Raw genomic sequence first — 22,783 nt, 5'->3', positions numbered from 1 at the left:
CACCTGGATGTATTACGTGTTAGCGTGACGACGTGCCCAGAACGGCACCCCGCACGATGACGTACGAAAGAAGGTCGACTGTGACTCAGGTCCAGGCATCCGTCCAGCTCTATTCGCTTGCGAAGGAGTTCTCCGCCGACATGTCCGGCTCGCTGGCGAAGCTCGCCGAGATCGGGTTCGCGCGCGTCGAGGCGTTCGACTTCGTCTCGCGTCCCACCGAGATCCGCGCGGCTCTGGACGCCGCCGGCCTCACCTCCCCGACCGGCCACGCCCCTCTGCTGACCGACGAACTCTGGACGCCCGACGGCTCCATCCCGACGCCCGCACCCGAGGTCGTCTACGAGGCCGCTGCGACGATCGGTGTGAAGACGGTCATCGACCCGTTCGTCGCACCGGACCGCTGGCTCACCGAGGAGGGCGTCGCCGACATCGCCGAGCGTCTCAACGCGCAGGCCGAGATCGCCGCCGGGTTCGGCCTGAGCGTCGGCTACCACAATCACGCGCAGGAGTTCGTCGCCTCGTTCGACGGTCAGAGCGCGTACGAGCGCTTCGTCTCTCTGCTCGACGAGCGCGTCACGCTCGAACTCGACCTCTTCTGGGCCCTGACCGGCGGTCAGGATGTTCCCGCGCTGGTCTCCAGCCTCGGTGACCGGCTCATCGCCGTCCACGTGAAGGACGGCGTGGTCCCGGCCTCGAACCCGTGGGCCCCGGGCGCCGAGCAGTTCGGCTCCGACAGCCTCGACCAGCGCCACGCCGGCACCGGCGACGTGCCCCTCGCGGAGTCGCTGCGTGCGGCGAGCGCGCTGCAGTACGCCGTCGTCGAATACGACAAGGCACCCGGCGACGTGTTCGCCGACGTCGCCGCCAGCCTCGCGTTCCTCCGCCAGAACGGCGTCAGCGCATGACCGGGCCCGTCGGAGTCGGATTCGTCGGCGTCGGCGTCATCAGCGACACCTACCTCGAGAACCTGGGCTCGTTCCCCGACGTCCGGGTCGTCATCCTCGGCGACCTCGACGTCGATCGGGCGAAGGCACAGGCCGAGAAGCACGGTGTCGGCGAGTGGGGCACGACGGACGACGTCCTCGCGCACCCCGACGTCGATGTCGTCGTGAACCTGACCATTCCCGCCGTCCACGTGGAGGTCTCCTCGCGCGCGATCGCCGCGGGCAAGCACGTCTGGACCGAGAAGCCGCTCGGACTCGACCGCGAGAGCACGTCCGACCTGCTCCGGCAGGCCGAGGCCGCCGGCCTGCGCATCGGCTCGGCACCCGACACACTGCTGGGTCCGGGGTTCCAGACGGCCAAGCGCGCGATCCAGAGCGGCGTCATCGGCGAGCCGATGTTCGCGTCGACGACCTTCCAGACCGTCGGACCCGATCTCTGGCACCCCAGCCCCGCCTTCCTGTTCGCGCAGGGCGCCGGGCCACTGCTCGACATGGGTCCGTACTACTTCAGCGGGCTCGTGAGCCTCTTCGGACCTGTCGACCGCGTTGCGGCCGTCGGCCGCAAGAAGCTCGAGGAGCGCACCATCCAGGCCGGGCCGAACGCCGGCACCGTGTTCCCCGTGGAGGTTCCCACGACCATGCAGGTCGTCACCGCGTTCGAGGCCGGTCAGCAGGCGGCGAGCCTGCTGAGCTTCGACTCCGCGCTCGAGCGTCACGGCATCTTCGAGGTGCACGGCACCGAGGGGTCGATCGTCATCCCCGACCCGAACCAGTTCGAGGGACGGATCGCCTACGTCAAGGCGCGCACGTCGCTCTCGGACGGCAACTGGGGCGAGCAGGAGTGGATCGAGATCGAGCAGGAGGGCACCCTCACCGGTCGCGGTCTCGGGCTGCTCGACATGGTCCGCGCGATCGCCGAGGACCGGCCCCACGTCGCCACCGGCGAGCTCGGCTACCACGTCCTCGACGTCATGCTGTCGGCGCAGGAATCGGCCGCCTCCGGCGAGTTCGTGAAGGTCGCGAGCACCGTGGCGCCCGTGCCCGCCGTGCCGGTCGACTTCGACCCCTTCGCCGCGACGCTGTAGGCGCGACGGCGACCCGCCGAGCGGGAACGCGAAAGGCCCGGACTCTTCGGAGTCCGGGCCTTTCGTGGTGGAGCCGCCTAAGGGAATCGAACCCTTGACCTATTCATTACGAGTGAATCGCTCTGCCGTCTGAGCTAAGGCGGCGCGCGTCGCTGTGCGATGCACGATCAGCAATGTTACATGCATCCGACGGCGGTCGCGAACCGTCGGCGGGCCTGTCCGGCAGGCGGGCGCCACGGGATGCCGGAGTCGCCGTGTTACGAGCTGATTACGCGACGGGCAGCACCCGACATACCGTCGGAGGGCACCGCGAAGAGGCGAGCGCGACCCGGTCGCGCATGGGCGGGCCACCGCCCCGCGGTGCCTGATCCGAGGAGCACCACTCATGTCCAAGCGACTTCTGACCGCGGCCGCCCTGGCCCTCCCCCTGACTCTGCTGCTGGGCGCATGCGCCACGAACGCCGGCTCCGGCGACGCGGGAGACGCTGCACAGGAAGGCCCCGTGCGCATCGGCGTCGTCGGCGCCGGCGACCCGTACTGGGAGACGTACAAGGAGGCCGCAGCCGACGAGGGCATCGAGGTCGAGATCGTCGACTTCACCGAGTACACGCAGCCCAACCCCGCCCTGTCGGCGGGCGAGCTGGACCTCAACCAGTTCCAGCACATCATCTACCTCGCGACCTACAACGTGAACGCCGATGACGACCTCGTCGCGATCGGCTCCACCGCGACGTACCCGCTGGGCCTCTACTCCACGCAGTACGACTCGATCGACGAGATCCCCGAGGGCGCCACCGTCGCGGTGCCGAACGACGAGAGCAACCAGGCCCGCGGCCTGCTCGTGCTGCAGGCGCAGGGCCTGGTCGAACTGAAGGACGGCGGCTCGGTGTTCTCCACGACCGCCGACGTCGAGCCGGGCTCGAAGGTCAAGGTCGAGGCGCTCGATGCAGCGCTCACCGCGACGTCGCTGCCCGACGTCGCCGCGGCGATCATCAACAACGACTTCGTCGAGGACGCCGGACTGGCCTTCGACGACGCCCTCGCGACCGATGACCCGAGCGACCCGAGCGCGCAGCCGTACATCAACATCTTCGCCGCCAAGGCCGAAGACGCCGACAACCCCACCTACGCGAAGCTCGTCGAGATCTTCCAGGACACCCAGGCCGTCACCGACGGGCTGCAGGAGGCATCGGGTGGGAGCGCCGTGCTCGTGAAGACGCCGCAGGACGAGCTCGCCTCGGCCCTCAAGCAGGTCGAGGACGACATCCGCGCCAACCAGTGACATCATGCGTGTGCGGCCCGCTCCATCGGACGGGCCGCACACGCATGTCCCGTTCGAGGAGCACCGTATGACCCTCATCCGCCTGTCCGGCGTGACCAAGAGCTTCCCCCCGTCCACGAAGGGCGGTGAACCCGTCGTCGCCGTCGACGACGTCGACCTCGAGATCGCGGCGGGTACCGTCTGCGGCATCGTCGGGTACTCCGGTGCGGGCAAGAGCACCGTCCTGCGGCTCGTCAACGCGCTCGAGACCCCGACGAGCGGCATCGTCGAGATCGACGGCCGTGACATCACCGCGCTGCGCGAGCGCGACCTGCGCGCGCTGCGCGGCGACATCGGGATGATCTTCCAGCAGTTCAACCTGTTCGATTCCCGCACCGTCGCCGGCAACATCGCGTACCCGCTCGAGGTGGCGGGGCGGCCTCGCGCGGAGGTGAAGAAGCGCGTCGCCGAGCTGCTCGACTTCGTCGGCCTCGGAGGCAAGGCGCGGAACTACCCGGAGCAGTTGTCCGGCGGTCAGCGCCAGCGCGTCGGCATCGCCCGCGCCCTCGCGACCGACCCCCGCATCCTCCTGGCCGACGAGGCGACGAGCGCCCTCGACCCCGACACGACGCAGGAGGTGCTCGCGCTCCTCAAGCGCGTCAACACCGAGCTCGGCGTCACCATCCTCGTCATCACGCACGAGATGGAGGTCGTCCGGGCCATCGCGGACCGCGTCGTGGTGATGGAGCACGGGCGCGTCATCGAGAGCGGCGATGTCTTCGACGTGCTCTCGGCGCCGCAGCACGCAGCCACCCGCCGGTTCGTCTCGAGCATCATCGACGAGGTCCCCGCGGGTGAGAAGCTCGCCGCCCTCTGGGCACGGCACCCCGGGCGCATCGTGACGTTCACCATCCGCGACGGCGAGTCGACGCAGGCCGACGTGTTCGCCGCCCTGTCGTCGCACGGCGCGCGCTTCGAGCTCATCCACGGCGGCATCAACGACATCCGGGGTCGGGTGTTCGGACACCTCACCCTGGCGCTCTCGGGAGATCCGGATGCCGTCGCCCGAGCCATCGCGGCAGCATCCGCCCACGCACCGCTGATCGAGGAGGACTCCCGTGGATAGGCTCATCGACCTGCTGCCCGAGCTGTGGCCCGCGACGGCCGAGACGCTCTACATGATCACGCTGAGCCTCGTCTTCGGTGGGCTCGCGGGGTTCCTGATCGGTCTTGCACTGTATGCGACCCGTGCCGGCAGCCTCTTTCCGAACCGGGTCGTGTTCGGGATCGTCAACGTGATCGTCAACACGTTCCGGCCGATCCCCTTCATCATCTTCATGGCCGCCGTGCAGCCCCTCGCGCGTGCCTTCAGCATCCGCGGCATCGGCATCGAGTTCGCCGTCTTCGCCATCTCGATCGCGTCGATGTTCGCGATCGGCCGCATCGTGGAGCAGAACCTGCTGACCGTCCGACCGGGCGTCATCGAGGCCGCGCGCGCCGCGGGAGCGAGCCGCTCACGCATCCTGTTCCGACTGGTCCCCCGCGAGTCGCTCGGACCGCTCGTGCTCGGCTACACGTTCATCGTGGTCGCACTCGTCGACATGACGGCGGTCGCGGGCGCCATCGCCGCAGGCGGGCTCGGTCAGTTCGCCCTGGTGAACGGCTTCCGTCAGTTCAACCCGTGGGTCACGTGGGCGGCCGTCATCATCATCATCCTGATCGTGCAGGGCGTGCAGTTCTTCGGCAATACCCTGGCGCGCCGCATCCTGCGCCGCTGACGCGCGGCGGACGCGGAGGTCTACTGGCAGACGAGGCCGTCGTCGGGAACGGTTCCGTCGACGAAGAACGACTCGACGGCGGAATCGATGCAGTCGTTGCCCTTCTGGAAGCCCGTGTGTCCCTCGCCCTCGCGAGTGATCAGGACGCCCGAGGCCAGCTGGTCGGCGAGCGACACCGACCACTCGTAGGGCGTCGCGGGGTCGTTGGTGGTGCCGATGACGACCATGGGTGCCGCGCCGTCCGCGGTGATCTCGCCGCGCGTCCCGGTGGGCGGGTACGGCCAGACGGCGCAGCCGTCGACGCCCTCCCAGTACGGGGCGACCGTCGGCGCTTCGGCCGCGATGCGAGCGGTCGCGGCGGCCTCGGCCTCGGGGTCGTTCTCGACCGGGTAGTCCATGCAGTTGTAGGCGCGGAAAGCCTCGGACGAGTTGTCCTCGTACTGTCCGTCCGCGTTCCTGGCGTAGTAGAAGTCCGCGAGCAGGAAGGCGGTCTGCGGATTGCCCTGCAGGGTCTGCGCGAGCGCCTGCCGCAGGATCGACCAGTTCTCCTCGGAGTACAGCGCGGCAATGATCCCTGTCATGAGCGTGTCGGCGCCGAGCTGACGTCCGTCGGAAGCCGGCAACGGCGTCGCGTCGACACCCGCCAGCAGCGTCGCGAGGTCAGTCATCGCGTCGTCGACGGTGCCCCGGAACGGGCAGTCCTCTTCCTCGACGCACGCGGCCATGAACGCGCGGAGCGCAGACTCGAACCCGACCGCCTGCGTGGTGCTCACGTCGAGCGAGGGGACGCTCGGATCGATCGCGCCGTCGAGCACGAGGCGCCCGACCTTCTCGGGGTAGAGCTTCGCGTACGTGGCGCCGAGGAAGGTGCCGTACGAGTAGCCGAGGTAGTTGAGCTTCTCGTCACCGAGCACGGCCCGGAGCAGGTCCATGTCACGCGCCGCGAACTCGGTCGTGATGTAGGGCAGGATGCCGTCGCTGTTGTCCTCGCATGCGGCGGCGAACTGCTCGTTTCGGGCGGTGAGCTCGGCCTCCCACTCGGGGGTGCCTCGCGGCGCCGCGGGGATGTCGAAGAAGTAGGCGTCGGTGCCGGCGGCGTCGAAGCACGCGACGGCGCTCGATCGACCGACACCGCGGGGGTCGAATCCGATCACGTCGTACGCGTCGGCGAGGACGGAGCCGACAGCGAACTGAGCGCTGTCGGCAACGAGGTCGTAGCCGCTCGCACCGGGGCCGCCGGGGTTGACCAGCAGCGAGCCGAGCGCCTCGCCCGAGTCGGCCGCACGCCGGACGACCGCGAGCTCGAGCTCCCCTGCCGCCGGATCGTCCCAGTCACGGGGCGCCCGGACGGTCGTGCAGTCGTAGGCGCCCGAGTCGGCCCCCTCGCAGGCCTGCCAGTCGAGCTCCTGCCCGTAGAACGGCAGGAGCTCGGCCGAGACGCCCTCCGTGATCGGGGTGCGACTGGGAGCGGGACTCGCCGCATCACGGTCGCCCGTGAAGACGCATCCGGTGAGTGCCGTGGCCGCCGCTGCCACGAGGGCGACGGCGGTGATCAGACGACGAGGAGCTTTCACGGTGTCCTTCCGCTGGCGACGGTGATGAGCATGCTCTCGAGGGCCAGCAGCGGCGCGGCATTGCCCTCGAGGACGGTGCGGGTGGCGGCGATGCGATCGAGCACCACGAGCGTGCGATCGGCCGTCCAGGCGGCGGCCAGGCTCGACAGCTCGTTCGCGAGCTCGCGGTTGATGAGATCGTCGCCGCGGCCGAACTGGAGCATGAGGGTGTCGCGGTACATCGACTCGAGGTCGGTGAGGACGCGGTCGATGCCGTCGCGCAGACTTCTCGTCGCCCGGCGCTTCTGGTCGTCCTCGAGAGCCCCGAGCTGACCGCGCACGGCGGGCGGCACGGGCGCGCCCGGTGCGACGCCGAGCGTGCGCCGCAGCGCCTCGCGCTCGGCCTCGTCGCGTTCCGCGGTGAGCGCCTTCGCGTCCTCCGTCGCAGCCGCAACGATGCGACCGGCGGTCTCGACGGCGTCGGAGACCCCGCGGACGGCGAGGACAGCCCGCAGCGTCGCGTCACGACGCTCGCGCGACGGCGCGTCGGTCGCCAGTCGCTGGGCCATGCCGATGTGGCGCTGCGCGAGCCGTGCGGACTGCTCGGCGACGGCCTCGTCGACGCCCGTCCGCGCCGAGATCAGGCGGGCCACGTCGGCGACGTCGGGCTCGCGGAGTCGCAGCGTGCGCACCCGGGAGCGGATGGTGGGCAGCAGGTCGGCGTCGCTCGGTGCGCACAGCACCCAGACGGTCCGTTCGGGCGGCTCCTCGAGCGCCTTGAGCAGCACGTTGCTGGTCCGCTCGACCATGCGGTCGGCGTCTTCGACGACGATGACCCGATAGCGGCCGAGCGACGGCGCGAAGTAGGAGCGCTCCACGAGAGCGCGCGCATCGCGGATGGAGATGACGACGCCCTCGGTGCGCAGGGCGGTCAGATCGGGGTGCGTCCCCGCGAGCACCTGCCGCATCGCCGCGTCATCGCCCGGTTCGGCGATGAGCGCCGCCGCGAAGGCGTGCGCGAGGGTCGAGCGCCCCGACCCGGGCGGGCCCGTGATGAGCCAGGCGTGCGCGAGCTGCGCAGGATCGGATGCGGCCGCCTGCAGCGCCGCGACGGCCGATTCCTGTCCCCAGACCTCGCTCCACGGCGGCGCGGGCGGGACGGGGGAAGCCATGGGTCCAGCCTACGGGGAGCCCCCGACTTCGGCGGCCCCGCATCACGTCGTCCGAGGCCCGGTCGCGGCCGGGCTTCAGCGTCCGGGGGCGGCGCCCAGCGCGTCGCCGACCCGGGCGCGGATGTCGGCCGACAGGTCGCCCGGTGGCCGCGTCGCATCGAGCACCAGGAAGCGGTCGGGCTCGGCCTCGGCGAGGCCGAGGAAAGCCGAGCGCACGCGCTCGTGGAAGTCCGACTTCTCCGCCTCGAGCCGGTCGAACGGCTTGTCGTCGGCGTCGAGGCGCTGCCGTGCGGCGGTCGGGTCGAGGTCGAGGAGGACGGTCAGGTCGGGAAGGGCGCCGTCAGCCGCCCAGAGCGAGAGGTCGCGCACCTCTCCGGCGTCCAGCACGCGTCCGGCGCCCTGGTAGGCGACGGAGGAGTCGAGGTAGCGGTCCTGCACGACCACGGCGCCGCGGGCGAGCGCCGGACGCACGACCGTCGCCACATGGTGGGCACGGTCGGCCGCATACAGCAGCGCCTCGGCGCGGGGGGCGATGTCGCCGCGGTGATGGAGCACGATGTCGCGGATCAACTGCCCGACGTCGCTGCCACCCGGCTCCCGGGTGCGCACGACCTCCCGGCCGCTCTCTCGCAGCCATCCCTCGAGGGCCGCGGCCTGGGTCGTCTTGCCCGACCCGTCGCCGCCCTCGAGGGTGATCCAGAGTCCGCGTGGCGCGTCGCCGGTCACTTCTTCTTGGCCGCGGGCTTGCGCGTCGTGGTGGTCTTGCGTGCCGCCGTCTTGCGCTTGGGCGCCGGCCCCTTGGCGCGCTTGTCGGCGAGCAGCTGCACGGCCCGCTCGAAGGTGACCTCTTCGGCGTTCTCCCCGCGCGGGATGGTCGCGTTGGTCTCGCCGTCGGTGACGTAGGGACCGAAGCGGCCGTCCTTGAGCTTGATCGGCTTGCCGCTCGTGGGGTCGGCCTCGAACTCCTTGAGTGCGCTCGATGCCGCGCGGGCGCCGTACTTCGGCTGCGCGTAGACGGCAAGCGCCTCGTCGAGCGTGATGTCGAAGAGCTGCTGCTCGCTCGCGAGCGTGCGCGAGTCGGTGCCCTTCTTCAGATACGGGCCGTAGCGACCGTTCTGCGCGGTGATCTCGTTGCCCGACTCCGGGTCGACGCCGACGACACGGGGAAGCGAGAGCAGCTGGAGGGCCTGCTCCAGATCGACCGTGTCGACGCTCATCGATTTGAACAGCGATGCCGTCCGCGGCTTGGGAGCCGCTTCCTTCTTCTTCGTCGTCTTCTTCTTCGCGGGGGCGACCTCGCCGGTCGCCTCGTCGACGGTCTCGTCGGGCTCGGGCTCGAGCTCCTGCACGTACGGGCCGAAGCGGCCGTCCTTGACGACGATGAGCTTGCCGTTCTCGGGGTTCTCGCCGAGCACACGGTCGCCGGCGACGGGAGCGTCGATCAGCTCCTGGGCCTTCTCGGGCGTCAGCTCGTCGGGAGCGAGGTCGTCGGGGACGTTGACGATCCGCGTCTCGCCCTCGCCGACCGGTACGTCGAGGTACGGTCCGTACTTGCCGAATCGCAGCGTCGCGACGTCGCCGATGGGCGTCGCATTGAGCTCACGCGCGTCGATGTCGCCGAGGTTCTCGACGATGTTCCGGAGGCCGACGTGGTTGTCAGAGCCGAAGTAGAACTCCTTCAGCCACGCCTCGCGCGCCTGCTCGCCGCGGGCGATGGCATCGAGGTCGTCTTCGAGGGCAGCGGTGAAGTCGTAGTCGACGAGGTCGGAGAAGTGCTGCTCGAGCAGCCGCACGACGCTGAACGACAGCCAGCTGGGTACGAGGGCCTGCCCGCGCTTGGTCACATAGCCGCGCTCGAGGATGACGTCGATGATGCTCGCGAAGGTCGAGGGGCGGCCGATGCCCTTCTCCTCGAGAGCCTTGACGAGGCTCGCCTCGGTGTAGCGCGGCTTCGGGCTCGTGGCGTGGCCCTTGGGCTCGACATCCGACAGCGTGAGCGTGTCACCGACGGCGACGGCGGGCAGCGACTGGTCGGCCGACCGGTCGCTGTCGCCGCGCTTCTCGTCGTTGCCTTCTTCGTACGCCTCGAGGAAGCCCTTGAACGTGTAGACGGTGCCGGATGCCGTGAACGCTGCGCGCTTGCCGTCGGCGTCGACCTCGAGGGTGACGGTCGTGGTCTCGTACTTCGCATCGGACATCTGGCTGGCGACGGTCCGCTTCCAGATGAGGTCGTAGAGGCGCTGCTCGTCGCGGTCGAGGCCGGACGACACCGACGCGGGCGTGCGGAACTCCTCGCCCGAGGGACGGATCGCCTCGTGCGCCTCCTGCGCGTTCTTCGCGTTGTTGCGGTACGAGCGGGGGCTCGCGGGCACTGCCCGGTCGCCGTACAGCGCGACCGCCTGCGTACGCGCCGCCGTCACGGCCTGCGCCGAGAGCGCGGTCGAGTCGGTACGCATGTAGGTGATGTAGCCCTTCTCGTAGAGACGCTGGGCGACGCTCATCGCGTGCTTAGCGCTCATCGAGAGCTTGCGGCCGGCCTCCTGCTGCATCGTGGACGTCGTGAACGGCGGCTTGGGGCTGCGCGTTCCCGGCTTGGCCTCGACACCGGTGACCGCGGCCGTCGCCGCCTTCTCGATGGCGGCGGCCAAGTCGCGGGCGTCCTTCTCGCTGAGGACGACCACGGCCTTCTTGAGTGATCCCGAGTCGTCGAAATCGGTGCCTCGGGCGAGCGGGGCACCGTCGAGCCGCGCGAGGCGGGTCGAGAACGAGCCGCCGTCCTTCGCTGCGTGAGCCTCGATGTCCCAGTACGAGGCCGATACGAACGACATCCGCTCGCGCTCGCGTTCGACGACCATGCGGGTCGCGGCCGACTGCACGCGGCCGGCGCTGAGGGCCTGTCCGTCGCGGCCCGAGCCGATCTTGCGCCACAGCACGGGCGAGACGTCCCACCCGTACAGGCGGTCGAGCACACGCCGGGTCTCCTGTGCGTTGACGAGCGCGAGGTCGAGTTCACGCGTGTTGCCGGCGGCGGCGCGGATGGCGTCCTTGGTGATCTCGTGGAAGACCATGCGCTTGACCGGGACCTTAGGCTTGAGCACCTCGAGCAAGTGCCAGGCGATCGCCTCACCCTCGCGGTCCTCATCAGTCGCGAGCAGAACTTCGTCGGCGCTCTTCAGGGCGCGCTTGAGCTCGGCCACGGTCTTGGTCTTGCGATCGCTGACCACGTAATACGCATCGAAGCCGTTGTCGACGTCGATGGAGTACTTGCCGTACGCCTGCTTCTTGTCGGCCGGGATGTCCTCTTTCTTAGCGAGGTCCCGGATGTGCCCGACCGAGCTGAGCACTTCGTACTCGTCGCCCAGGTACCCCTGGATCGACTTCATCTTGGTCGGGGACTCGACGATGACGAGTTTCTTGCCGCCTGCCACGAGTCATCCTTTCTCCAGCGCACACCATACACGCGCCACACGGTGGAGGACGCTGAGAGCGGCGCGGCCATATCCTTCTGTCGGCATGTCACGAGGCGGGGCCCGCGCGGGCGCGCGCGTGCACACGGAATACACCGGTCGACGCGCCGACCTCGACGGTCGCGATCGCGCCGTCGACATCGCAGGCGGCGAGCTCGAGACCCGCAGCGGCGACCACCTCGGCCGCGCGCTCGCACGGCACTCCCCCGACGAAGCCGAGGGCTGTGTCTGCCGCGGCGAGCGCGGCGGTGTCGGCGGTGGCCGTGACCTGGGCCGAGCGGATCGCGGCTGCTCCGGCGGCGGCGCATCCGACTCCGATCGTCATCGTCACCGCCAGCACCCCGAACGCTGTCGCGACCCCCGCCATCAGCGGCCTCCGGACAGCGCGCAGGATTCGACGCGCAGCGGTGGGAGCGGCAGGGGGATGCCGTGCTCCGCTGCGACCTCGGCGCACGTCAGGTCGCCGTGCACACGCACGGTCAGCGACGCTCCCCCGGCCGCGCCCGCGACCATCTCCCGTGCACGCGCCTCGTCCTCGCCGCGAGCGACGAGCCGGGCGGCCTGGGCGGCGGCGTGCTCGAGACGGATCTGCGTGCCCGCCGCCGCCAGGGCGGCGACGGCGAGCAGCACGACGAGCACCGCCGCGGGCACGACCACCGCGAACTCCGCGGTGACGGAGCCGCGATCGTCGTTGCGCAGCATCATTCGACGGTCAGCGCCCGACGAACGAGGTCGGTGAGGATGCCGCGCACCTCGTCGCTGCGCATGATCACGACCAGGAGCCCGGCGAAGGCCACGGCGGCCATCGTCGCGATCGCGTACTCGGCGGTCGCGGCACCGGATTCGTCGGCGAAGAGCTGCGCCGCGCGGGCACGTGTCAGCGTGGGAAGGGATCGGTTCATGGGTGTTCCGTTCTGTCGTCGGGTGTGGGGATCGGGCACGTCGGGCACGGTCTGGGCGGCGGCACGATAGGGCGGCGTGTGCCGGTGTCACAGCGTCACCGCGGCGCCGGTCATGGCGCCGAGCAGCATCGGGGCGACCCCAATGAGGAGGAAGGCGGGCAGCGTGCAGACGCCGAGCGGCAGGAGGAGGCGCGACGACAGCTTCGCCGCGCGCATCCGTCCGTCGATCCGAGCCCGATGACGCCTCAGGTCGGCCGTCGCCCGCAGGAGATCCACCGCGGGGACACCGGCGGACGCGGAGAGGTCGAGGACTTCGCGGTCCGACTCCTCCGGGAACACGTCCACCGACGCCATCACCGCTTCGGCGCGTGTGATCGAAGCGCCACTCGACAGCGCGATCGCGAGAAGCTCGGCCGACATGCCGGGGACGCCGCCGGGCGGCTGGGCGCGTTCGACGAGACGGCGTGTCCACACCTGCGCCGCGATCATCAGCGACGCACCCGCGACGAGACAGGCGCTGCCGACCGGGTGCCCGATCGCCGCGACCACGTCGAACCCGAGCACCACCGCGAGCACGACTGCGACGAGAGGCAGCCACGCGACGAGGCGGGCCGTCGCGGCCGGCTCGGCGAGCGCAACACGGACGTCGTCGCGAGCCTGTTCGGCGTCGCGGAGGGCGTCAGCGGTGCTCCGGAGGGTGCGTGCGAGTGGGGCGCCCACCGTCGTAGCGACGTGCCAGGCGGAGGCGACCTCGCGCCACGCGCCGCCCGCCGCGCCGATCGCGGCGGTGAGCGATGCACCGGCGCTTCGACGGCGGTGCACGAGACGCGGGGCGTCGCCGCCGGATGCAGCGAGGTACTCCCAGGCTCGGTCGGGCGCGACGCCGGCCTCGAGCAGGACGGCGAGTCGGCGCAGCACCGATGCGACCTCCGCCGTGGTCGCTCCGTCATCCGTCGCCGAACGGCGCCACCGGCCTATCACACGAGCTCCGTGAGCGCGAGTCGAGCACCGTCGAGGACGGGCCGCGCGATGCCGGTCACCTGCCGAACCCCGTCGACCCTGCCCAGGTGGACGACGGCGCCGATGGCGCTGACGACCTGCCGCGCGACCCCGTGATCATCGAGCCCAGCCAAGGCGCCCAGCGCCTCGAGGCGGGCGGGTACGTCCGCGAGCCCGCTCGCGTGCACGGTTCCGGCCCCGCCATGATGGCCGGTGTTGAGCGCGGTGAGGAGCTCCCGGATCTCCTCGCCGCGACACTCGCCGACCACGAGGCGATCGGGCCGCATCCTCAGCGCCTCGCGCACAAGACGGGCGAGCGGCACCGCACCGGCACCCTCGAGGTTCGGCTGCCGTGCCTCGAGACGCACATGGTGCGGATGCTCCAGCCGCAGCTCTGCGACGTCCTCGATGGTCACGATGCGCTCCCGCGGGCTCGCGTTCGACAGCAGTGCAGCCAGGACCGTCGTCTTCCCGACGCCCGTCGCACCGGTGACGAGCACGTTCGTGCGGTCGGCGACGAGTCGTCGAAGCTGCTCGCCGACGGGAGCCTCGAACATCCCCCGCTGTTCGAGCTCGTCGAGGCCCGGCTGTTCGGCCGCCGGCAGACGGATCGAGATCGCCGCCCCCGCGCAAGCTACGGGCGAGAGCACGGCATGCACCCGGATGCCGCCCGCCCATCGGACATCGACGCACGGTGTCGCATCGTCGATGTGGCGTCCGCCGAGCGAGATCAACGTCACGGCGAGGGCACGGACCTCGGCATCATCGGGCCGCCACCCCGGGATATGTTCGGCGCCCCTCCCGCGGTCGACGAAGAGCCCGTGCTCGCCGTTGACGAAGACGTCGGTGACGTCGGGCGCGAGCAAGTACTCCCGCAGAGGGTCGAGCGCGTCGTGGTCGGGCAGCTCCCGCTGCGCGGGCACCTCGCCGGCCGCGGCGACAGGATCCGCGAGAGCCTCGGCGAGGGGCGCGTCCGACGAACGGGGCGCCCTCACCGACGACCCGACCGGGCGGGGGACGACGACGAACGGCGACGGCATGGACCCGACTGTAGGAAGCGCGGCCGCCGTCTCACGCGGGCGGCACGGGAACGCGGGAGAAGCCCATGCCGTCGCCCACCTGGGGAGGAGAGGTACCGCCCGGGCCGATGAGCACCGGGCGGGAAAAAGAAGAAGGACGGCACCCCGCATTGGGGGATAGGGGTGCCGTCCACGTGACGGCCCGCCGCTTGGGGGGTAGGTCGGGGCGCCACGGGCGCGATCGAAGTCGCTGCCGCGATCAGCTTACGCGCTCGACACGGAGATGGGTCAATCTGACCCGCCGATTCCGCCACCCGCGCGACCACCCACTAACGGCGGTAGCCTCCGATTCTCGCCGCGGTCTAGATTGACCGCACGCCGCCTGCGCGCGGCGCCATCGACCGCGAAGGAGCGTGCCGCATGAGCAGCCAGATCGACCACCTGCTGACCGAGACCCGACGGTTCGGACCGTCGTCCGACTTCGCCGCCGCCGCCGTCGGCACGGCCGAGCTGTACGAGCGGGCCGCGACCGACCGCGAGGGGTTCTGGGCGGATCAGGCGCGCGAGCTGCACTGGCACACGCCTTTCACCCAGGTGCTCGACTGGTCCAACCCGCCTTTCGCGGAGTGGTTCGCCGACGGCGAGCTGAACGTCGCCTACAACTGCCTCGACCGTCACGTCGAAGCGGGTCTCGGCGACCGCGTGGCGCTGCTCTGGGAAGGCGAGCCCGGAGACGATCGGGCCGTCACCTACGGCGAGCTCACCGACGAGGTGAAGCGCCTCGCGAACGTGCTCACCGGTCTCGGCATCGAACAGGGCGATCGAGTCGCGATCTACATGCCGATGGTTCCCGAGGCCGTCGCCGCGATGCTCGCCGTCGCCCGGATCGGCGCCGTGCACTCCGTGGTGTTCGGCGGCTTCTCCGCCGACAGCCTCCGCACGCGCATCGACGACGCCGGCGCGAAGCTCGTCATCACCGCGGACGGCGGATACCGCAAGGGCAAGGTGTCGCCGCTCAAGCCTGCCGTCGACCAGGCGCTGGCCGACCGCGGCGCCGGGCCGCAGACCACCGTCGAGCACGTCATCGTCGTCCGCCGCGGAGGGAACGACATCGAGTGGACGGACGGCCGCGACCTGTGGTGGCACGACGTGTTGGCCGACGCCTCCCCCGATCACGAGGCCCAGGCCTTCCCCGCCGAGAACCCGCTGTTCATCCTCTACACGTCGGGCACCACCGGTAAGCCGAAGGGCATCCTCCACACCTCCGGCGGCTACCTGACCCAGGCGGCATTCACGAACCGCGTCGTCCACGACATCCACCCGGAGGCCGACGTCTACTGGTGCACCGCCGACATCGGCTGGGTCACCGGGCACAGCTACGTCACCTACGGTCCGCTCGCGAACGGGGCGACACAGGTGCTCTACGAGGGCACCCCCGACACGCCGCACGCCGGCCGGTCGTGGGAGATCATCCAGAAGTACGGCGTCACGATCTACTACACCGCTCCCACCGCGATCCGCTCGTTCATGAAGGTGGGACGCCAGGTACCCGCCGAGTACGACCTGTCGAGCATCCGTCTGCTCGGTTCGGTGGGCGAGCCCATCAACCCCGAGGCGTGGATGTGGTACCGCAAGGTGATCGGCGGCAAGAGAGCGCCCATCGTCGACACGTGGTGGCAGACCGAGACCGGCGCCATCATGATCTCTGCCCTGCCGGGCGTCACAGAGACGAAGCCGGGATCGGCACAGGTCGCGCTCCCCGGAATCTCGATCGACGTCGTCGACGAGGAGGGCAACCGCGTCGGCGAGGGCAATGGCGGGTTGCTCGTCATCACCGAGCCGTGGCCGAGCATGCTGCGCGGTATCTGGGGTGACCCCGACCGCTTCGTCGAGACGTACTGGGACAAGTTCCGCGCTCAGGGTTTCTACTTCGCCGGAGACGGTGCGCGACTCGACGACGACGGCGACATCTGGCTGATGGGCCGGGTCGACGACGTCATGAACGTTTCGGGCCACCGCCTGTCGACCACCGAGATCGAGTCGGCGCTCGTCGCGAACGAAGCCGTCGCCGAGGCCGCCGTCGTCGGGGCGTCCGATGAGACCACCGGTCAGGCGGTCGTCGCCTTCGTCATCATCAAGCAGAGCTATCTCGACGCCAACGCACCAGATGGTCTGGCTGCGTCGCTGCGCCAGTGGGTCGGCGACCAGATCGGCCCGATCGCGCGACCCCGCGACGTCTACATCGTCGGAGAACTGCCCAAGACCCGCTCCGGCAAGATCATGCGGCGTCTACTGCGGGATGTCGCGGAGGGGCGCGAGGTCGGCGACACCACGACGCTCGCCGACACCGCCGTGATGTCGGTGATCAGCGCGCAGCTGAAGTGATCGGGACGTCTCGCGCCGCCGACACGCGATGACGCGCGGCGCGAGACCTCACTCGGCGTCGCGGTCGAGACCGCGGGCGCGGATCTCCTCGAGGTCGAGGCTCGCGAGGATGCGGCGGGCGACGAGGTCATCGATCGTGCCGTCGCGCCGCAGCCGGAACAGGACCTCGCGCTTGCGGTCGAGCATCGCCAGCCGCAGCCGGGTCGCCTCCTTGTGCCGGACGATCGGCGAGCGCTGCGTCAGGTCGATGTCGTCGCTCACCGCGATCATCTCGAGCTGCGGCGAGGCGCGTCGGCCGTCGGTCTCCGCGGCCCCGGGCGGCACGGGCCCCATGAGCGAGGCGTCCTGGTCTTCACTCGCCGCCTCGTCGTCGGTGTCGGCCTCCGCCTCGCGCTCCTCCGCCGCCCGAACCCGCGCCACGGCACGCGCGTTCGCGAGCTCGAGCCGCTCGTAGCCCTCGGTACGGGCACGGTCGCGCACCCGGTCACTGACGCCGTGCTCGGCGGCGAGATCGTCGAGCGCCGCGAGCGCCGCTCCCGAGATCGCTCGCTGCGCGAGCTCGAACTCCTCGATGGCTGCGTCGTCGGCGGGGAGCTTCGCCCAGCGGATCACCGCCGGCAACAGCGGTCCCTGCACGAGGAGGGTGAGCACGATCACGCCGGCGGTGACGAACACGACCGCGTCGCGCCCCTCGACCGGCTCGCCGGACGCGGTGGTGATGGGCACCGAGAGCGCGATCGCGAGCGAGACGGCGCCGCGGAACCCCGAGACGGTGCTGACGACCCGCGAGCGGTGTCGCAGCGACCTGCTCGACCCCGTCGCCGGCCGCGAGAACGGCGAGAACAGCCACTGGAAGAGATACCGGACGACGACGAGAGCGACCCACGCGGCGACGGTGATGATCAGCAGGGTCCCGATCTCGGCGGGCGAGATCTCGTGCAGCACCAGCTGCACCTCGAGGCCGATCAGCACGAACAGCGCACCGTTCAGCAGGTACACCCCGAACGGCCAGGTCGCGTCGGCGGCCCGCCGCGACATCGCGGTCGTGATCCGCGGCGACACCCAGGCGACGATGAGCCCCGCGAAGACGACGGCAAGGACACCGGACGCCTCGATGAGCTCGGCGATGAGGAACGCCACGAACGGCACGAGCAGCAGCGTCAGGTTGATCGTCAGGGTCGACTGCATCCGCCGCAGCGCGAAGAAGGCGAGGGCGGCGACCGCGATGCCCGCGGCGGCTCCGCCGAGGTACGACAGCAGCACCATGCCGGTGACCGAGAGTGCGCTGACCTGGTCGCCCAGCAGCAGCGACACCGCGATCGCGTAGAGCACGAGCGCGGTGCCGTCGTTCGTCAGGCTCTCGGCCTTCAGCTTCATGAACGTGCGGGCCGGCAGCAGGCGCCCCAGCGCCGCGACGGCCGTGGCGTCGGGTGGCGCGACCGCGGCACCGAGCACGAGCGCCGCCTCCCAGGGCACGCCCATCCACGTCGCGACCGCCGCGACGGCGAAGGCGGACGCGACGACGAGCAGGGTGCTCATCGGCACGATGTACCGCAGCGACCGCCGCACCGATCTCAGCGAGGTGGTCCACGCCTCACGGAACAGCAGCACGGGCAGGAACAGCAGCAGCACGGTCTCGGGCGGCAGCTCGATCGAACGCAACTGGGGAACGAAGCCCAGCAGCAGACCGATGACCAGCAGCACCAGCGGCGTCGCGACGCGCAGTCGCGGGGCCAGGACGGTGCCGACCAGAAGCGCGATCCCCAGCAGAACCGTGACCTCGAGACCCTGCATCCCCTACCGCCCTTCCGCGTGATCCTCACCAGAGCGTAGAGCCGAGCGGCCCCGCCCGGGCGGCGTTCGCGGTGGGCGGAGCCGGCGAGCGTCAGGCGAGGGCGAAGACGACCTCGACCTCGACGGGCGAGTCGAGCGGCAGCACCGGCACGCCGACGGCGGATCGCGCATGGCGGCCGGCTTCGCCGAAGATCTCGCCGAGCGCCTCGCTCGCTCCGTTGATGACGCCCGGTTGGCCGGTGAAGGCGGGGACGGATGCGACGAACCCGGTCACCTTGACCACGCGCGCCAGCTTGTCGACGCCGCCTGCGACATCGGCCGCGGCCGCGATCGCGTTGAGGGCGCACTGCCGGGCGAGCCGCTTCGCGGTGTCGGCGTCGACGAGGCCGTCACCCTCGCCCACCTTGCCGGTCGCGGGCAGCGCACCGTCGACCATCGGCAGCTGGCCCGACGTGTAGACCAGCCCGCCGTGCTCGGTCGCCGGGATGTAGGCGGCCACGGGCGGGACGACGGGGGGAAGCTGGATGCCGAGCTCGGCCAGGCGCTCGGAGACGCTCACGCGCCCGTTCCCTCGAACTGCTGCGCGGCCTGCTGCGCGGCACCGAGACCGGCGTTGGCCGCTCCCCCGCCGGCGGGGCGCTTGAAGTAAGCGACCAGCCCGCCTTCGGGCCCGGTCACCACCTGCACGAGCTCCCAGCCCTGCTTGCCCCAGTTGTTGAGGATCGCCGCGGTGTTATGGATGAGAAGGGGTGTGGTGAGGTACTCCCACGTCGTCATCGGGGCTCCGATCTGTGGATTTCGGACGCGCTCTCGCATGCGCCGAGGTGCGCGCGCAAGGGGTGGCCCTGAGGCGGACGCCCAGGTATCTCGCTTACGATCACCCTATGCCTCACAACAAACGCACGGCCACCGGTGTGCTCGGCGGTCTCGCCGGCCTGGTCGGCCTGAGCGCTGTCGCCGGGATCCTCGTCACGGCGACCGTGACCCCTGCCATCGCCGTGTCGGGTTACGCGGCGTCCAGTGCGATCGACGTCTTCGACAACATGCCGAGCTACCTCGAGGTCGACAAGCTCATGCTGCCGACCGAGTTCTACCGCAAGGACAGCGACGGCAACGACGTCCTCATGACGCAGTTCTACGATCAGAACCGCGTGCCCGTGACGTGGGACGAGGTATCGCCGGTCATGTTCGACGCGATCACCTCGAGCGAGGACAAGAACTACTACACGCACGGCGGGGTCGACCTCCTCGGCACGGCGAGCGCGGTCCTCGGCAACCTGCGCGGCAGCGACACCCGCGGTGGGTCGTCGATCACGCAGCAGTACGTGAAGAACGTCCTGCAGCAGGCCTGCGAGAAGGAGGCCAAGTCGCAGGACGAGGTCGAGGCGTGCTTCCGCTCGACGACGGTCTCGTCGGGCACCGACGGCATCGAGCGCAAGCTGCAGGAGATGCGCTACGCGATCCAGCTCGAGAAGCGCTACCCGAAGAACGAGATCCTCCTCGGGTACCTGAACATCGCCCACTTCGGCGGCACCGTGTACGGCATCGGCGCGGCCGCCCAGTACTACTTCGGCACCACTGCCGCGAACCTGACCATCGGTCAGGCCGCCGCGATCGCCGGCATGGTCCAGGAGCCGAACACCTACCGCCTCGATCGTCCCGACAGCGAGACGAACGGCGCCGCGAACGGTTACGAGCTGACGAAGGATCGTCAAGTCTACGTCCTCAACCGCATGCTCTCCGACGGCAAGATCACGCAGGAAGAGCGGGATGCGGCCGTCGCCGAGCCCATCACTCCGAACATCCAGCAGCGCCCGCAGGGCTGCCAGCTCGCGACCGGCGTCGAGTTCTTCTGCCAGTACGTAACGAGTGTTGTGCTCTCCGACCCCGCTTTCGGCGAGACCATCGAGGAGCGGCAGCAGAATCTTCGCCGTGGCGGCATGAAGATCTACACGACCGTGGATCCCGACCTGCAGGCCACCGCTCTCGATGCGATGTCCGTTGTCCCGGCCACGGATGACCGGCTGAATCTCGGCTCCTCCGCGGTACAGGTAGAGGTCGGCACTGGGCGCGTGCTGTCGATGGTGCAGAACCGTCCCTTCAGCCCCAACGGCTCGGAGGATGGTTCCTCGACCGCCGTCAATTACAACGTGCGTGAGGTCGATGGCGGTGGCATCGGCCACCCGGCAGGCTCCACATACAAGCTGTTCAGCGTTGTCAACTGGCTCGAGCAGGGTCACTCGGTGAACGAGGTCATCAATGGCCGCGTGGGCACCAAGCGGGTGCAGACCTGCGACGGCAACACGATGCAGGTGCGCGCCGCCAACGACCAGCGTCAAGGCTCCATTGCTAACTTCCAGGCGAACCCGGGTTACTCGGGAACCATTCGTAAGTTCACTGAGGATTCGCTGAACTCTGGTTTCTTCGCGATGGCGGAACGCATCTCGGTGTGCTCGACAAACCAGGTCGCCATGAAGCTCGGCGTCATGCGCGGTGACGGCAGCCCGCTCGACCAGGTACCCGCTGGATCGACGTCGTCCCCGAATCAGCCCTACAACGTGCTGGGGGACGCCGCCGTCGCGCCGATCGACATGGCAGAGGCCTATGCCGCCATCGCCGGCCAAGGCATGCTCTGCCAGGCGAAGGCGATCGATCGCGCGGTGAACTCCGACGGCGAAGAGCTGCAACTTCAGCACAGCTGCGAACAGGCGATCTCCGCGTCGGTTGCGAACACCACGGCCTACGCGCTCGAAGGCGTCATGAACGCGACGGGCCAAGGTGCGCGCATCTACGACGGCGTCCCGGTCTTCGGTAAGACCGGTATCCACGAGTACGAGCACACCTGGATGGACGGTGCAAGCACGAAGGTCGCGACCGTGGTCTGGGTCGGGAACGTCGAAGGCTTCGTGAAGCTCAACGACTACCGCGTCAACGGCTGGCGACTGGATCAGATCCGAAACGCGATCTGGCCGAAGATGCAGGGTGCAGCGAACGCGAAGTACGGCGGTGACCGCTTCCCAGGTCCCGACCAGAACCTCTCCAAGAACACGCTCACCGACCTGCCCAACGTGGTCGGACAGACCGTTGAAGAGGCACAGCGCAACCTGCAGAACGCCGGCTTCACGGTGAACGTCGCGGACGCCACCGACTCGACCGAGCCCGAGGGCCGGATCGTCTCGCAGGACCCGGGTGCCGGACGCGCTCCGGGCGGCACGACCGTCACGATCACGCCGAGCAACGGTCAGGGCGCGACCGTGCCCGAAGTCACCGGCAACCCCGAGGAGGCCGAGCGCCAACTGCGCGCGGCCGGGTTCACGAGCGTCTCGACCTCGTGCTCCGAGGACGGTGACGCCGAGCAGCCTCGGGTGACGGGCACCGATCCCGCCGCCGGCTCCTCTGTCGGACGCGGCACCGAGATCACTATCCAGTACTCGGCGAAGGACTGCTGATGGGGGGCGTCCGTCGGACGCTCTCCACGATCGCCACCGCCGGCGCCCTGGGCGCCGGCGGTGCGGTCGTCTGGGGGGTCGGAATCGAGCGGTACCTGTTCACCGCGCGCCGCCACGAGCTCCGCATCCTGCCCGCGGGCAGCCCGAGCATCACGGTGCTGCACCTCTCCGACGCCCACATGGCGCCGTGGCAGCACCGCAAACAGCGCTGGATCGCCGACCTCGCCGAGGACACGCAACCGGATCTCGTGATCAACACCGGAGACAACCTCGGTCATGCCCGCGGACTCGACGGCATCCGTCGCGCCTTCTCGCCGTTGCGTGGCGTGCCCGGGTTCTTCGTCCACGGGTCGAACGACGTCTACGAACCGAGCGGTCGGAACCCGCTCCGGTACTTCACCGGACCCTCGCGGCACCCCAAGGCCGTGGCCGAGCTCGACACCGCCGCGATGGACTCGTTCTTCGCGGACGACCTCGGCTGGTCGGAGCTCGACAACGCAGCAGCGACGGTGCGTGCCGCTGGCCTCCGCATCGACGGCGTCGGCGTCGACGATGCCCACCGCGACTGGGACGACCTCGACGCCCTCCCCGGCGCCCTGGGGGCGCTGGAAGGCCGCAGACGCGCCGACCTGACCCTCGGCGTCACCCATGCCCCCTATCGCCGCGTACTCGACCGCTTCGTCGATCTGGGCGCCGACATGATCTTCGGCGGACACACCCACGGTGGACAGGTCCGCATCCCGTTCGCGTCGCGGGCACTCGTCGCGAACTGCGACATCCCGCTCGACCAGGCACGCGGTCTCAGCACGTGGGGTTCGGCGTCCGTGCCGCTCAACGTCAGCGCGGGGCTCGGACACTCCATCTACGCACCCGTGCGGTTCGGCTGCCGCCCGGAGGCCTCGGTCATCGTGCTGCGCCCGAAGGCCTGAGCCGATTCGTCTTCCGAGCCGGATCGGGGTAAGCTTGGAGGGTTGC

Annotated in this window: 20 protein-coding genes and 1 tRNA gene; 8 read left to right on the top strand and 13 right to left on the bottom strand. The window is 70.0% G+C overall.

All coding sequences use genetic code 11. The features are described from left to right. The first annotated feature begins 140 nt into the window (after positions 1-140). Both BLT21_RS13525 and BLT21_RS13520 read left to right on the top strand, forming a co-directional pair. Positions 141-905: a sugar phosphate isomerase/epimerase family protein gene (locus tag BLT21_RS13525; protein WP_176786936.1), complete on the top strand. Its 765-nt coding sequence runs from the start codon at positions 141-143 to the stop codon at positions 903-905. Next, a complete protein-coding gene (locus BLT21_RS13520) occupies positions 902-2,029 on the top strand; it encodes a Gfo/Idh/MocA family protein (protein WP_091502984.1) in 1,128 nt (375 codons plus the stop codon). Before BLT21_RS13525 ends, BLT21_RS13520 begins: the two co-directional genes overlap by 4 nt. Before the next feature lie 68 nt (positions 2,030-2,097). Here the strand turns inward: BLT21_RS13520 and BLT21_RS13515 are convergent. Further along, positions 2,098-2,173: transfer RNA gene (locus BLT21_RS13515), tRNA-Thr, on the bottom strand. Positions 2,174-2,414: 241 nt separating this feature from the next. Between BLT21_RS13515 and BLT21_RS13510 the strand changes: the two genes are divergently transcribed. The 3 genes from BLT21_RS13510 to BLT21_RS13500 all read left to right on the top strand — a co-directional run bounded on the left by BLT21_RS13510 (position 2,415) and on the right by BLT21_RS13500 (position 5,068). Further along, a complete protein-coding gene (locus tag BLT21_RS13510; protein ID WP_091502982.1) occupies positions 2,415-3,311 on the top strand; it encodes a MetQ/NlpA family ABC transporter substrate-binding protein in 897 nt (298 codons plus the stop codon). A gap of 67 nt (positions 3,312-3,378) precedes the next feature. Next, positions 3,379-4,416 carry a methionine ABC transporter ATP-binding protein gene (locus BLT21_RS13505; RefSeq protein WP_091502980.1) on the top strand — a complete coding sequence of 346 codons (1,038 nt, stop codon included), beginning with the start codon at positions 3,379-3,381 and terminating at the stop codon, positions 4,414-4,416. Continuing rightward, on the top strand, positions 4,409-5,068 hold the full coding sequence (locus BLT21_RS13500; RefSeq protein WP_176786916.1) for a methionine ABC transporter permease: 660 nt from the start codon (positions 4,409-4,411) through the stop codon (positions 5,066-5,068). The genes BLT21_RS13505 and BLT21_RS13500 overlap by 8 nt, the downstream gene beginning before the upstream one ends. A gap of 20 nt (positions 5,069-5,088) precedes the next feature. On the opposite strand, the gene BLT21_RS13495 is transcribed toward BLT21_RS13500, so the two are convergent. The 9 genes from BLT21_RS13495 to BLT21_RS13455 all read right to left on the bottom strand — a co-directional run bounded on the left by BLT21_RS13495 (position 5,089) and on the right by BLT21_RS13455 (position 14,201). Next, positions 5,089-6,642: an alpha/beta hydrolase gene (locus BLT21_RS13495; protein WP_091502978.1), complete on the bottom strand. Its 1,554-nt coding sequence runs from the start codon at positions 6,640-6,642 to the stop codon at positions 5,089-5,091. Beyond that, on the bottom strand, positions 6,639-7,793 hold the full coding sequence (locus BLT21_RS13490) for a DNA polymerase III subunit delta' (RefSeq protein ID WP_091502976.1): 1,155 nt from the start codon (positions 7,791-7,793) through the stop codon (positions 6,639-6,641). Before BLT21_RS13490 ends, BLT21_RS13495 begins: the two co-directional genes overlap by 4 nt. Positions 7,794-7,868: 75 nt before the next feature. Further along, positions 7,869-8,519: a dTMP kinase gene (tmk, locus tag BLT21_RS13485; RefSeq protein ID WP_091502974.1), complete on the bottom strand. Its 651-nt coding sequence runs from the start codon at positions 8,517-8,519 to the stop codon at positions 7,869-7,871. Further along, entirely contained in the window at positions 8,516-11,221 is a 2,706-nt protein-coding gene (topA, locus tag BLT21_RS13480) for a type I DNA topoisomerase (protein ID WP_091502972.1), read from the bottom strand. The genes tmk and topA overlap by 4 nt, the downstream gene beginning before the upstream one ends. 88 nt (positions 11,222-11,309) lie before the next feature. Beyond that, on the bottom strand, positions 11,310-11,627 hold the full coding sequence (locus BLT21_RS13475) for a helicase (protein ID WP_091502970.1): 318 nt from the start codon (positions 11,625-11,627) through the stop codon (positions 11,310-11,312). Then, the gene (locus BLT21_RS13470) at positions 11,627-11,962 is read right to left on the bottom strand and encodes a TadE family type IV pilus minor pilin (RefSeq protein ID WP_256336075.1); all 336 of its coding nucleotides are present in this window, start codon (positions 11,960-11,962) and stop codon (positions 11,627-11,629) included. Before BLT21_RS13470 ends, BLT21_RS13475 begins: the two co-directional genes overlap by 1 nt. Continuing rightward, positions 11,962-12,162 carry a DUF4244 domain-containing protein gene (locus BLT21_RS13465; protein WP_091502968.1) on the bottom strand — a complete coding sequence of 67 codons (201 nt, stop codon included), beginning with the start codon at positions 12,160-12,162 and terminating at the stop codon, positions 11,962-11,964. The genes BLT21_RS13470 and BLT21_RS13465 overlap by 1 nt, the downstream gene beginning before the upstream one ends. An 87-nt stretch (positions 12,163-12,249) precedes the next feature. Next, positions 12,250-13,080, bottom strand: coding sequence for a type II secretion system F family protein (locus BLT21_RS13460; protein ID WP_256336074.1), 831 nt, complete (start codon positions 13,078-13,080; stop codon positions 12,250-12,252). Positions 13,081-13,139: 59 nt separating this feature from the next. After that, entirely contained in the window at positions 13,140-14,201 is a 1,062-nt protein-coding gene (locus BLT21_RS13455) for a TadA family conjugal transfer-associated ATPase (protein ID WP_091502964.1), read from the bottom strand. A gap of 399 nt (positions 14,202-14,600) precedes the next feature. Here BLT21_RS13455 and acs point away from each other — a divergent pair, with 399 nt between their 5' ends. Then, positions 14,601-16,565 carry an acetate--CoA ligase gene (gene acs, locus BLT21_RS13450; protein ID WP_091502962.1) on the top strand — a complete coding sequence of 655 codons (1,965 nt, stop codon included), beginning with the start codon at positions 14,601-14,603 and terminating at the stop codon, positions 16,563-16,565. 48 nt (positions 16,566-16,613) lie between these two features. Here the strand turns inward: acs and BLT21_RS13445 are convergent, their stop codons facing one another. From BLT21_RS13445 to BLT21_RS13435, 3 genes are all read right to left on the bottom strand, one after another. Next, a complete protein-coding gene (locus BLT21_RS13445) occupies positions 16,614-18,359 on the bottom strand; it encodes a Na+/H+ antiporter (protein ID WP_091502960.1) in 1,746 nt (581 codons plus the stop codon). 91 nt (positions 18,360-18,450) lie between these two features. Then, on the bottom strand, positions 18,451-18,918 hold the full coding sequence (locus BLT21_RS13440; RefSeq protein ID WP_091502958.1) for a RidA family protein: 468 nt from the start codon (positions 18,916-18,918) through the stop codon (positions 18,451-18,453). Continuing rightward, positions 18,915-19,136, bottom strand: a complete 222-nt coding sequence (locus BLT21_RS13435) for a Sp36 family protein (protein WP_091502956.1) — start codon at positions 19,134-19,136, stop codon at positions 18,915-18,917. The genes BLT21_RS13440 and BLT21_RS13435 overlap by 4 nt, the downstream gene beginning before the upstream one ends. Positions 19,137-19,243: 107 nt before the next feature. Between BLT21_RS13435 and BLT21_RS13430 the strand changes: the two genes are divergently transcribed. Together BLT21_RS13430 and BLT21_RS13425 are read left to right on the top strand one after the other, a co-directional pair. Further along, complete coding sequence (locus BLT21_RS13430) at positions 19,244-21,808, top strand: transglycosylase domain-containing protein (RefSeq protein ID WP_091502954.1); 2,565 nt, start codon at positions 19,244-19,246, stop codon at positions 21,806-21,808. Beyond that, positions 21,808-22,737, top strand: a complete 930-nt coding sequence (locus BLT21_RS13425) for a metallophosphoesterase (protein ID WP_091502952.1) — start codon at positions 21,808-21,810, stop codon at positions 22,735-22,737. The genes BLT21_RS13430 and BLT21_RS13425 overlap by 1 nt, the downstream gene beginning before the upstream one ends. Positions 22,738-22,783 lie beyond the last annotated feature (46 nt).

Source organism: Microbacterium sp. cf332 (genome assembly GCF_900102175.1).
GTDB lineage: Bacteria > Actinomycetota > Actinomycetes > Actinomycetales > Microbacteriaceae > Microbacterium.
This window is presented reverse-complemented; position numbering and strand designations above follow the sequence as displayed.